Annotated in this window: 10 protein-coding genes and 1 pseudogene; 9 read left to right on the forward strand and 2 right to left on the reverse strand. The window is 76.3% G+C overall.

From position 1 onward, the window contains the following. The first annotated feature begins 51 nt into the window (after positions 1–51). From ACFWUZ_RS09370 to ACFWUZ_RS09390, 5 genes are all read left to right on the forward strand, one after another. On the forward strand, positions 52–1,059 hold the full coding sequence (locus ACFWUZ_RS09370) for an asparagine synthetase A (protein WP_384369725.1): 1,008 nt from the start codon (positions 52–54) through the stop codon (positions 1,057–1,059). Positions 1,060–1,064: 5 nt separating this feature from the next. Next, positions 1,065–2,339, forward strand: a complete 1,275-nt coding sequence (locus ACFWUZ_RS09375) for a glutamate synthase-related protein (protein ID WP_384370301.1) — start codon at positions 1,065–1,067, stop codon at positions 2,337–2,339. Between the two features lie 152 nt (positions 2,340–2,491). Further along, entirely contained in the window at positions 2,492–2,740 is a 249-nt protein-coding gene (locus tag ACFWUZ_RS09380) for a hypothetical protein (RefSeq protein WP_384369728.1), read from the forward strand. A gap of 176 nt (positions 2,741–2,916) precedes the next feature. Beyond that, positions 2,917–4,197, forward strand: coding sequence for an MFS transporter (locus ACFWUZ_RS09385; protein ID WP_384369731.1), 1,281 nt, complete (start codon positions 2,917–2,919; stop codon positions 4,195–4,197). A gap of 10 nt (positions 4,198–4,207) precedes the next feature. Next, a complete protein-coding gene (locus tag ACFWUZ_RS09390) occupies positions 4,208–4,960 on the forward strand; it encodes a 4'-phosphopantetheinyl transferase family protein (protein ID WP_384369734.1) in 753 nt (250 codons plus the stop codon). A 31-nt stretch (positions 4,961–4,991) separates the two neighbouring features. Here the strand turns inward: ACFWUZ_RS09390 and ACFWUZ_RS09395 are convergent. After that, positions 4,992–5,360: pseudogene (locus ACFWUZ_RS09395) on the reverse strand (tRNA (adenosine(37)-N6)-threonylcarbamoyltransferase complex transferase subunit TsaD); the annotation flags it as partial. A 137-nt stretch (positions 5,361–5,497) separates the two neighbouring features. On the opposite strand from ACFWUZ_RS09395, the gene ACFWUZ_RS09400 reads away from it, so the two are divergent. Next, on the forward strand, positions 5,498–6,439 hold the full coding sequence (locus ACFWUZ_RS09400) for a trypsin-like serine peptidase (RefSeq protein ID WP_384369737.1): 942 nt from the start codon (positions 5,498–5,500) through the stop codon (positions 6,437–6,439). Here the strand turns inward: ACFWUZ_RS09400 and ACFWUZ_RS09405 are convergent. Then, on the reverse strand, positions 6,436–7,848 hold the full coding sequence (locus tag ACFWUZ_RS09405; protein ID WP_384369740.1) for an FAD-dependent oxidoreductase: 1,413 nt from the start codon (positions 7,846–7,848) through the stop codon (positions 6,436–6,438). The genes ACFWUZ_RS09400 and ACFWUZ_RS09405 overlap by 4 nt on opposite strands. A 405-nt stretch (positions 7,849–8,253) precedes the next feature. Between ACFWUZ_RS09405 and cbiE the strand changes: the two genes are divergently transcribed. From cbiE to ACFWUZ_RS09420, 3 genes are read left to right on the forward strand one after another with little or no spacing between them, the layout of a single operon-like run. After that, positions 8,254–9,480, forward strand: a complete 1,227-nt coding sequence (gene cbiE / locus ACFWUZ_RS09410; RefSeq protein WP_384370304.1) for a precorrin-6y C5,15-methyltransferase (decarboxylating) subunit CbiE — start codon at positions 8,254–8,256, stop codon at positions 9,478–9,480. Next, positions 9,477–10,226, forward strand: coding sequence for a precorrin-4 C(11)-methyltransferase (gene cobM / locus ACFWUZ_RS09415; protein WP_384369743.1), 750 nt, complete (start codon positions 9,477–9,479; stop codon positions 10,224–10,226). Before cbiE ends, cobM begins: the two co-directional genes overlap by 4 nt. Beyond that, positions 10,216–10,977, forward strand: coding sequence for a cobalt-precorrin-6A reductase (locus tag ACFWUZ_RS09420; protein ID WP_384369746.1), 762 nt, complete (start codon positions 10,216–10,218; stop codon positions 10,975–10,977). Before cobM ends, ACFWUZ_RS09420 begins: the two co-directional genes overlap by 11 nt. Positions 10,978–11,000: the final 23 nt, after the last annotated feature.

Below are 11,000 nucleotides of genomic sequence, written 5' to 3' on the forward strand. Positions count from 1 at the left end.
CGCACCGCACCGCACACCGATACGAACAGGCCGATACGAACAGGAGCCGACATGGAGACGCAGAACGACACCGGGACCGGGGTGGCGGGCCCGCCCCCGCTGGCCGAGCACCTGCGCTCGCCGCAGCTGCGGTCCGCGATGCTGGTCCAGCAGGAAGTCCTGCACGCCGCACGGGAGTTCCTGCGCGGCCAGGGATGCGTGGAACTGCTGCCGCCGCTGGTCGGGCCGGTCACCGACCCCGGCGGGCGCGGCGCGAAGGCGCTGGACGTCGACTACTACGGGCAGCCGTACAAGCTGATGACGAGCGCGATCCTCTACAAGCAGGCCTCGCTGAAGGGCTTCCCGCGGCTCTTCTACATCGCGCCGAACGTGCGGGTCGAGCCGCCGGAGACGGCGTCCACGGGACGGCACCTGGTGGAGTTCCACCAGATCGACGTGGAGCTGGCGGGCGGGACCCGGCAGGACGCCCAGGAGACGGCCGCCGGGCTGCTGACGCACGTGGTGGAACACGTGTGGACGGCGGTACCGGAGGTCCTGCGCGGACTGGGCCGCGACGAGATGGACTTCGCCGAGCTGCGGTCCGGGAAGTTCGACGCCTGCACCCACGAGGAGGCCGTGGCGCGCCTGCTGGGGCGGGGCCACCCGCAGAGCCCGGACGCCGAGATCGACTGGGCGGGCGAGAAGGTCCTCTCCCTGGAGTCCGACCGGCCGTTCTTCATCAACGACTATCCCAAGGGCTCGCGCGGCTTCTACGACCGCGAGGACCCCGAACGTCCCGGTGTGCTGCGCAACTTCGACCTGATCGCGCACGGCGGGTACGGGGAGCTGGTCAGCGGCAGCGAGCGGGAGTCCGACTACGCGACGCTCGTCACCCGGATGCGGGAGAGCGGCGAGAACCCCGCCAAGTACGCCTGGTACCTGGATCTGGCCCGCGAGGGCATCGAGGCCAGCGCCGGCTTCGGCATGGGCCTCCAGCGCCTCGTCCGGTTCCTGACCGGGCTGGACGCACTGTGGCAGGTCAGCGCCTACCCGAAGCTGCCGGGGGTGGTCGCGCCGTGAGCGGGATGCGGGCGGCGGGCTTCCCGGAGGAGGCCGTACGGGCCCGGGCGCGGGCGGGAACGGCCGAGGTGTTCCCGGCGCCGGACGGCTACGGGACCGAGCTGTACGGGGCCGGGCGGGCGGGGGCCGGCCCGTCGGGGGCGGACCGGCTGGACGGGCTGCGCATCGCGCCGCCGGTGTTCATGCCGCGCCGCCTGGAGAAGCTGATCGAGCTGGGCCGGGAGCCCTCGTACGAGGACGTGGACCTGCGCACCACGGTCGGCGGATTCCCGGCCGAACTCCCCGTCTACCTCTCCGCGTTCGGCTCCACCCGGGCGGGCAGCGGCGACCTCGGCACGGCCGCCGCCCGGCAGGCGGCACGGCTGGGCATCCCGATGGTGATCGGCGAGAACATGGTGCCGGTGCACGGCTACCGGCGCGCCGACGACGGCACCCGGCCGGCACTCCTGGCGCGGGTGGCCGCGTACGCGGAGGCCGTCGCGGACGGGGTCGGCGGCGTGGTGGTGCAGCAGTCCACCGAGGACGCCGACTCCGAGGTGTGGAACCTGCTCTACAGCGACCCGGGCACCCGCCCCCTGCGGGACTCCGGGCGGCTCGGCTTCGAGCTGAAGGTGGGGCAGGGCGCGAAGCCCGGGCTCGGCGGGATGACGGTGGTGGGCGCGGCCGAAGCAGAACGGCTCGCCGGACAGTTCACCGTACGGGACCTGCTGGACGACCCCGGCCTGAGGCTGCGGTGCGCGACGCCCGGAACCTTCACCGAGGAGATCGTGCGGCAGCAGCTGCGGTTCATGCGGAACAACTTCCCGCTGGCGCGCACCTGGGTGAAGTTCCACCCCGGCCGGGACATCGCGCGGGCCGCCGCGACGGCCTGGGCCGCGGGCGCCGACGCCGTCACCGTGGACGGCGCGGAGGGCGGCACCGGCTGGGCCCCGCGGGTGTTCCTGGACCAGGTGGGGCTCCCGCTCGGGGAGTGCCTGCGCCGGATCGGCCGGCCGGGCGGGGACCTGCTCGCCGCGGGCCGGATCTGGGAGGGCGGGCGGGCCGTCCGGGCCCTGGCCCTGGGCGCCACGGCGGTGGGCCTGGGGAGGGCCGCCCTGCTCGCCGTCGACGAGGACCCGCGGGCCGGGCTGGTCCGGCTGGTGGAGGCCCTGGCGCTGGAGACCCGGCTGCTGGTCAGCGCGGTGGGCAAGTACCGCGCGGCGGACCTGGATCCCGAGGACGTGTGGTCCCCGGACGAACCGGTGGCCCCGCCTGCCGTCGCGGTCGGAGGCCGCCCGTGACCGCCCGCGGGCCGCGCGCCGCGGCCCGGCCCCGGCGGGCGGGCCGGCCAGGCGGCCGCGCCCGGCCCGGAACGGGGCCTGGCCCGGTCCCGGCGGGGCGGGGCGGGCGGAGCCGCGGGCCCGGCCGGCGGCCCGGGCCGGGCCCCGGCACGGTGCGGGCGCGGTTCCGGCTCGCCGGGACCCCGGGGGTCACCGCGACCCCGGTGCGCGGCGCGGGACCCGCCCCGGCCGCCGCGCACCGGGTCCTCGTCCAGGCCGGGCTCGGCCACCTCGGCGGGCACCTCCGCCTGTACGCGTACGGCCCGGCACCCCGGGGCCGGGACCTCGCGCGGGCCGCCCGGCGAGCGGTGACTGCCGCGCTGGCGGCCCGGCCCCGCCCGGGCGACCCGTACGGGGGCTGAGACGGGAGCAGCGCCCCGGCCCGCCCTCCCTCGCCGTCCCCTTCCGCTCGCTCCCTCCCCACCACTCCCCTTCCTTCCGCTCCCTTCCCTCCGCTCCCTTCCTTCCGCTCCCCTTCCTTCCGCTCCCCTTCCTTCCGCTCCCCTTCCTTCCTCGACTCACAGAGAACAGGTGCCCCATGGACACCCCCCAGCCATCCGCCGCCGGCGACGCCGGGACTCCGTCACCGGAACAGGTCCCGTGGGGCCGCGTCAGTTCCCTCGTCGGAGGCCAGGCCGCCGTCCAGCTCGGCAGCTTCGCGCTGCTCATCGCCATGAACTGGACGGCCGTGCAGATCGGCGGCACCCGTGCGGTGACCCTGCTGATGCTCGCCGCCACCGTCCCGCGCGCCCTGATGCTGATCTTCGGCGGGGCGGTGGCCGACACCCTCGGGCCGCGCTTCGTCCTGCTGCGCACCACCGCCGCGCGGGTCGTCCTGCTCGCCGGTGGAGCCCTCGTCACCGCCACCACCCGGGAACTCTGGCCGCTGGTGGTGATCGCGCTGGTCGAGGGGATCCTGCTCGGCCTGGCCGGACCCGCCTCCGGGGTCCTGCTCCCGATGTTCGCCCGGGGCGACCAGCTGGCCCGCGCCAACTCCCTGTACGCGATGGTGCTCCGCGTCGCACCCATCCTCGGAGCGCCCGCCGGAGCCTTCCTGATCACCGTCGGCGAGCTGTGGCTGGCCATGCTGGCCGGCGCGGTCACCGGCGCGATCTGGCTCGGCTGCCTGCTGCACGTCACCCACGGGTTCGTCCGGCCGGAGCCGGAGCCCGGGGTCTCGCTGGTCAAACGGTCCGGCGACGGATTCAAGCTGCTGGCCCGGCACCCGCGCCTGCGCTGGATGTTCGTCGCCGCCCTGTGCCTGGACATGGCGTTCAGCTGGCCCGCGGAGGTCGCGCTGCCGCTGCTGGTCTCCGAGCGCGGCTGGGGGGTCGGCGCGGTGGGTGTGGTGCTGGCCGCGTTCAGCGTGGGGGCGCTCGGCTCCAGTGCGGTCGGGGCGGCGCTCGCCCACCGGATCCCCATGTTCGTACGGCTCGTGGTCACCGGGGCGGGCCTCGCGGCCGGAATCCTGGTCATGGCGCTGATGCCGTCCGTGGTCTCCCTCACCGCCGTCGCCGCCGGGGTCGGCCTGCTCTCCGGTCTCAACGGCCCGGCCATCGTGACCCTCTACCAGCAGTCGGCCCCCGAGGACCGGATGGGGGCGGCCATGTCGACCCTCTCCCTCGCGGGCATCGGCACCGCACCGATCTCGATCGCCGTCTTCAGCTCCCTGTCGCTGGTCCTCGGTGTCCAGACGACCTGGCTGCTGTGCGGGGCCATCGCGTTCGTCTCCCCGGTGGCGGCCGTCATGGCGCTGCGCCACCCCGCGAAGGCGGAGGAGCAGGCGCCCGTGGACCTGCCGGTTCCGGCCGGCGTGTGAGGAGGCCCCGATGACGCTCGCCACCACGACGGCCACCGTCCCCGCCCCGGCCGTCTCCCCGGCCGCCCGCCCGCTCCTGGTCCCCGAACGGCTGTCGGACGACGGGCCCGGCGGTGCGGTGCTGGTGGCCGCGAGCCCGCAGCTGTGGCTCGTGGACACCACCGGCTACCGGGCCCACGCGGCACGGCACGCCCCGGGCACCCTGGACGCCCAGGAGCTGGCCCGTGCCGCCGAGTTCGTCCGCGCGGCCGACCGTGACGCGTACGTCTGCGCGCACGTGGCGCTGCGCCGGCTGCTCGGGGCGTACCTGGGCACTCCCCCGCGCGAGGTGACCGTGGAACGGGCCCCCTGCGCGCACTGCGACGAGCCGCACGGGCGGCCCGTCCTGCCGGGCGGCGCCCTGCACTTCTCCCTCTCGCACTGCACCGGGATCAGCCTGCTGGCCTTCGCGACCGCGCCGGTCGGGGTGGACGTGGAGGAGATCGTGCAGCCGCGGACCATCGCGGAGACCGCCGACGTGCTGCACCCGCGGGAGGCGGCCGAGCTGGCGCTGCTGCCGGCCGCGGAACGGCCGGTGGCCTTCACCCGGGTGTGGACGCGCAAGGAGGCGTACCTGAAGGGCCTCGGGGTCGGGCTCTCGGCGGATCCCGCGTCCGACTACGTGGGGGCGGGATCGGCTCCGGCGCGGGTGCCGGGCTGGAGCCTGACGGACGTCCTGGTCCCCGAGGGCCATTGCGGGGCGGTCGCGCTCCGGGGGCGGTGACCCCGCCCGCCGCCCGTCCCGGGGTCACGCCCGCCGCCCGCGGGGTGGGCGAGGCGTGCTCCAGCGGCGCCGACGGGTCGGTCGTCACGTCCAGGGGCGCCGGCTGGGCGCCCGCGCGGACCAGCAGGTCGCCGAGGGCCGCGATCATCGCGGCGTTGTCGGTGCACAGGGTCATCGGCGGCACCCGCAGCTCGAGCCCGGCCGAGGCGCACCGCCGCTCGGCCGGCGTCCGCACCCGGGAGTCGGCCGCCACCCCGCCGGCCACCACCGGCGTCCGCACCCCGTGGGCGGTGCAGGCCGCGACCGCCTTGCGGGTGCGGACGCCGGCCACCGTCTCCCGGAGCGCGGCCGCGCCGTCGGCGACCGGCGGCTCCTCGCCGCGCAGCCGGTACCCCTCGGCCTCCGAATGACCGGCAGCGGTAGGCGACATGACACAGGAGCGGCTGTGAGAACGGACACGTGCCCCGTTCGGAACCCCGGCCGCCGCTCCCCCATCGAACGAGGAGCCGGGTGCGTCAGCGGGGTGGGAGTCACACAATGTCCAGCAAGGTTCGCGGGGGGTCCGCAGGGGTCGCCCTGTTCGTCGGCGTCCTCGGCGCGCTGCTCGTCGGGGGCCTGTGGTTCGCCTGGGAGCTGCGCGGGATCACCGCCCACCTCGAGGACGGGGACCCCGCGCAGGGCACCTACCAGCAGGACCCCCAGCGCGCCGACCGGACGGCGGCCGCCGTGCTCGACGGCATAGCCAAGGAGGCCCCGGAACAGCCCACCGACGCCCAGGCCTTCGGCGGGGACGCCCCGGTGGACTGGCGGAAGACCGGATGGCAGCCCTCCGAGCCGCTGGTGGCCCGCACGGCGGCCGCCGAGCCCGCGATCGGCGCCCTGTTCTCCCCCGGCACCGACGGCGACGGCGACCACCACTGCTCGGCGGGTGTGGTCCACTCCCCCGCCGGTGACCTCGTCGTCACCGCCGCCCACTGCGTGTACCAGGGTGGCTTCCGCAGCAACCTCGCCTTCGCCCCCGGATACCGCGACGGAGTCGCGCCGTACGGGGTCTGGGTGCCCACCCGGATCGACGTGGACCCCCGCTGGGCCGAGGACGAGGACCCGGACCACGACGTGGCCTTCCTGCGGCTGCGCCGCCCCGGGCATCCCGGCCAGCGGCTGGAGGACGTCACCGGCTCCCTGACGATCCGCTTCCAGGCCGAACTGCCCGCACCCGCCCGGCTCGTGGGCTACCCGAACGGCGACGAGCTGCCGCTGGACTGCCGGACCACCGCACGCGCGGCCGGGCCGACGCAGCTGCGCCTGGACTGCGCGGACGTCCCCAACGGCACCAGCGGCGGCCCGGTGCTGACGGACGGGCACCTCCTGATCGGGGTGATCGGCGGCCGTGACGGGGGCGGCGACGACGAGACCTCGTACAGCGTCCACTTCGGCGACGCCGTCCGGGCCCTGTACGAACGGTCCTCCGCCCCCTAGGGATCGGGGGACGGGTCCGCGGGCCGGTGGTGGGGCGGGTAGGGGGTCGTCTCCGGTGCGCTCGGCAGGCGCCATCCGGACAGGACGCGGATCACCGTGGCCGGGCCGAGCAGGGCGCTCGGCGGGGTGGAGAGGGACAGCACCCCGAAGAACCGCCCCGAGACGGCGGGATCCCTGTTGGCGCCCACCATCACCCGTGACATGTACCGCTGGAGGATCCGGGTGGCCCGGTCCGGCGGCGGCCCCTGCGTGCCCGGGTACCGCATGTCCTCGCTGGTGGCGATCTGCCAGGCCGTCCGGGCGGCGGCCACCGTCCGGCGCTGGATCCGGCGGGCGGCCCCCGGGACGCTCCCCGAGTCCAGGCCGCGGATCTCCCGGCGCAGGGCGTCGGCCGCCAGCGCGGCCACGGTCATCCCGTGCCCGTACACCGGGTTGAACCGGCAGGCCGCGTCACCGAGCACGACGAAGCCCGCCGGCCAGCGGTCCAGGCGCTCGTAGTGCAGCCATTCGTTCGCCGTCGCGCGGAACCCGGTGGCCGCGGACAGCGGCTTCGCCTCCCGCAGGGCCTCGTAGAGCGCCGGGCTGCGCAGGCTGCGGGTGAAGCCGAGGAACTCCTCGTCCCCGGTGGGCGGGGCGTGCTCGCCGTTGCCGATGAGCGTCACCAGCCAGCGGGTGCGGTCCAGCGGGACGAGCACGGCCCCGCGCGGGCTGTCCGGGCGGCCCTGCACGTACATGCCGTGCCAGCGCCGCGCGGGATCCGGCGGTATCTCGAAGTAGCGGCTGGAATAGGCGAGTCCGGAGTCGTACCGGGTGACTTCGGCCGCCGGGAAGCCGCGGGCGGCGAGCCAGGCCGGGGCCTTGGAGGTGCGCCCCGTCGCGTCGACCACGAACCCGGCGGCGAGCGGCTCACCGTGGCGGAACTCCACCCCGGTCACCGAGCGCCCGTCCGCCGAGCCGACGAGCCCGGTGGCCCGGCTGCCGGCCCGCAGCCGGATCCGGTCGTGCCGCAGGACCTCCCGGCGGACCGTCCAGTCGATCAGCTCCCGGTCCGCCAGCAGGACTTCGGTTCCGGGGACCGGCCGGAACCAGTCGGCCGGGCTCAGCCAGAGGAAGTCCCCCGGGGACTCCAGCAGGGAGGCTCCCCCGCCCAGCAGCCGGTCCGTGACCCCCGGCAGCAGTTCTTCGATCAGCTCCACGCCCCGCGACCACAGCACGTGCACGTGCCGGGACTGCGGGACGCCCGGCCGGAACGCCGGGCCGTCCTCGGGCAGCTCGTCCCGCTCGACCAGGGTCACCCGCGCGAACCGGTCCGCGAGCACCCGCGCCGCCAGCATCCCGGCCAGGCCCGCCCCGAGGACCACCGCATGGTCGCGGGCTGGTGGGTGGTTGTCCGTATCGTCGTCGTCCATGCCCCGAGTGTCCGGCCCGCGGGCCCGCACGGGTCAGGTCCCGGCCGGGGCGGACGGAGGCACCCGGGGGCGGACGGGCTCACACCGGGGCGCCCGGCCGGGGCGTCTCCGCGGACGTCGGGGCTCTTCCCGGAGCGGCGGCTCCACGACCTCGAGCGCCGGTGGGCAGCACGCCGGCCCCCCGCAGAGCGGCGCGGCAGGAATGCCTACGGGACTCCGGTCCGCTTCTGCGGGACCGCCCAGAGCAGTTCGCCCCCGTGTCGTCGAGGGGGCCGCCGGCGTCCGCCGGAGTGTGACCAGGGGCGGGAGGGGGCGCCGGTCGCACCGGCCAGTAGGCTGCGGGTCCGCCTTCCTTCCGCTTCCGCTCCCCCGAGGTACCGCGCCGTGAGCTCCGCACCGCCCCCCATGCCCGTGACGGTCGTCGGCCTCGGCGCCGACGGCTGGGCCGGGCTCACCGCTGCAGCGCGGTCCGCGCTGACGTCCGCCGAGGTGCTGATCGGCGGGCCGCGCCAGCTCGCCCTGCTGCCGCCCGCCGAATGCGCGGGCGAGCGGGTGGCGTGGCCGAGCCCGCTGCGTCCCGCCGTCGCCGGGCTGACCGCCCGGCACGCCGGCCGGCGCATCGCGGTGCTCGCCAGTGGCGACCCCATGTTCTACGGGATCGGCCGCGCCCTCGCCGAGGAGCTGGGGCCCGGAGCGCTGCGGGTCCACCCGCACCCCTCCTCGGTGTCGTACGCCTGCGCCCGCCTGGGCTGGCCGGTGGAGGACACCGAGGTCGTCACCGTGGTCGGCCGCCCGGTGGCCCGGCTGGCCGCCGCCCTGTACGAGGGACGGCGGGTCCTGGTGCTGAGCGCGGGCGCGGGTTCCCCGGCGGAGATCGCGGCCCTGCTCCGGGAGCGCGGCTTCGGCCCGAGCCGGATGCGGGTGCTGGAGCAGTTGGGGTCGGAGCGCGAGGACGCGTACGAGGGCCGGGCGGACGCCTGGGACCACGCGCCGGGCGATCCGCTGAACGTGGTGGCCGTGGACTGCCGCCGGGACCCGGCGGCGGCCACCCCCCGCCTCGGAGCCACCCCCGGGTTGCCGGACACCGCCTACGAGCACGACGGGCAGCTCACCAAGCGCCGCGTCCGGGCCGCGACCCTGTGCGCGCTGGCGCCCGCACCCGGTGAGCTGCTGTGGGACATCGGCGGCGGCTCGGGGTCGATCGGCATCGAGTGGATGCGCACGCACCCGTCCTGCCGGGCGGTGGCCGTGGAGCGCGTCCCGGAACGGGCCGCGCGGATCACCCGTAACGCGGCGGCGCTCGGCGTGCCCGGCCTGCGCGTGGTGACCGGCGCCGCCCCGGACGCCCTCGCCGGTCTTCCCGCCCCCGACGCGGTGTTCGTCGGCGGCGGGCTCACCGCCCCGGGCCTGCTGGACGCGGTGTGGGACGTGCTGGCCCCGGGCGGCCGGCTCGTGGTCAACGCCGTCACCCTGGAGTCGGAGGCGGTCCTCACCGACCGCTACCGGCGCCACGGCGGCGAACTGGTGAAGCTGTCCGTGGCGCAGGCCGTGCCGGTCGGGGGTTTCACGGGCTGGCGGCAGGCGATGCCGGTCACGCAGTGGTCAGTGACAAAGGAGATGGATCGGACATGACCGTGTACTTCATCGGTGCGGGCCCCGGCGCCGCCGACCTGATCACGGTGCGCGGCGCGCGGACCCTGGCCGCCGCCCCCGTCTGCCTGTACGCGGGCAGCCTCGTGCCGCGCGAACTGCTCGCCGAGTGCCCGCCCGACGCGCGCCTGGTCGACACCTCGCAGCTGAACCTGGACCAGATCGTCGCCGAGCTCGTACGCGCCCACGCGGCGGGCCAGGACGTGGCGCGGCTGCACTCGGGCGACCCGTCGGTCTTCAGCGCCGTCGCCGAGCAGATGCGGCGGCTCGACGCCGAAGGCATCCCCTACGAGGTCGTCCCGGGCGTGCCAGCCTTCGCCGCGGCGGCCGCCGCGCTGAAGCGGGAGCTGACGGTGCCGACGGTCGGCCAGACCGTGATCCTGACCCGGATCGCCCAGCAGGCCACCCCGATGCCGCCCGGCGAGGACCTGGCCACGCTGGGCCGCAGCGGCGCCCTGCTGGTGCTGCACCTGGCCACCCGGTACGTCGACCGGGTCGTCGACGAGCTGCTGCCGCACTACGGGGCCCAGTGCCCGGCGGCGGTGGTGGCGATGGCCAGCCGTCCCGACGAGCTGATCCTGCGCGGCACCCTGGCCGACATCGCCGGCCAGGTGAAGGCGGCGGGCCTGGTCCGCACGGCCGTCATCCTCGTGGGCCGCACCCTGGGGGCCGAGCAGTTCCGCGACAGCCACCTCTACTCCGCCGAGCGGGACCGGCATGTCTGTTGAACCGGCCCGCCACGTACTGGTCCTGGGGGGTACGACGGAGGCCCGGCAGCTCGCGGAGGCACTGGCCCGGGAGTCCTCGTACCGGGTGACGACCTCGCTCGCGGGCCGGGTCGCCCGGCCCGTGCTGCCGCCCGGCGAGGTCCGGATCGGGGGCTTCGGCGGGATCACGGGGCTCGCGGGCTGGATCGTCGGCCACGACGTCACGCACGTCGTCGACGCCACCCACCCCTTCGCGGAGCAGATGAGCCGCCACGCCCGCGAGGCGGAGGCGCTCACGGGCGTGCCGCTGCTGGCCCTGCGCCGCTCCGGCTGGGCGGCCGGGCCCGGTGACGCCTGGACCTTCACGGACTCCCTCGCCGGGGCGGCGGCGTTGCTGCCCCCGCTCGGCAGCCGGGCCTTCCTGACCACGGGCCGGATGGGGCTGCACTCCTTCGCCCACCTCACCGACACCTGGTTCCTGGTGCGCTCGGTGGACCCTCCGGCGCAGCCTGCGCCGCCACGTCTCGAAGTCCTCCTGGACCGGGGCCCGTTCACCCTCGAAGGCGAGCGGGAACTGCTGGCCCGCCACAGGATCGACGTCCTGGTGACCAAGGACAGCGGAGGCTCCGCCACCGCGCCGAAGCTCACCGCGGCCCGCGAGGCCGGCATCCCGGTCCTCGTCGTACGCCGGCCCCCGGCCCCCGGGGACGTCCGGGAGGCGTCCTCGGTGGCCGCGGCCCTGGACTGGCTGGGCTGCGCCCACCCGCGCTGATCGTCCCCGCGTACCTGCTGGCG

The organism is Streptomyces sp. NPDC058646 (genome assembly GCF_042716875.1).
Classification (GTDB): domain Bacteria; phylum Actinomycetota; class Actinomycetes; order Streptomycetales; family Streptomycetaceae; genus Streptomyces.

Bases quoted from the DNA above. Each gene is read 5' to 3' on its own strand.
- ACFWUZ_RS09370 (WP_384369725.1), top strand. From the start codon at position 52: ATGGAGACGCAGAACGACACCGGGACCGGGGTGGCGGGCCCGCCCCCG.
- ACFWUZ_RS09375 (WP_384370301.1), top strand. From the start codon at position 1,065: ATGCGGGCGGCGGGCTTCCCGGAGGAGGCCGTACGGGCCCGGGCGCGG.
- ACFWUZ_RS09385 (WP_384369731.1), top strand. From the start codon at position 2,917: ATGGACACCCCCCAGCCATCCGCCGCCGGCGACGCCGGGACTCCGTCA.
- ACFWUZ_RS09390 (WP_384369734.1), top strand. From the start codon at position 4,208: ATGACGCTCGCCACCACGACGGCCACCGTCCCCGCCCCGGCCGTCTCC.
- ACFWUZ_RS09400 (WP_384369737.1), top strand. From the start codon at position 5,498: ATGTCCAGCAAGGTTCGCGGGGGGTCCGCAGGGGTCGCCCTGTTCGTC.
- ACFWUZ_RS09405 (WP_384369740.1), bottom strand. From the start codon at position 7,848: ATGGACGACGACGATACGGACAACCACCCACCAGCCCGCGACCATGCG.
- cbiE (WP_384370304.1), top strand. From the start codon at position 8,254: ATGCCCGTGACGGTCGTCGGCCTCGGCGCCGACGGCTGGGCCGGGCTC.
- cobM (WP_384369743.1), top strand. From the start codon at position 9,477: ATGACCGTGTACTTCATCGGTGCGGGCCCCGGCGCCGCCGACCTGATC.
- ACFWUZ_RS09420 (WP_384369746.1), top strand. From the start codon at position 10,216: ATGTCTGTTGAACCGGCCCGCCACGTACTGGTCCTGGGGGGTACGACG.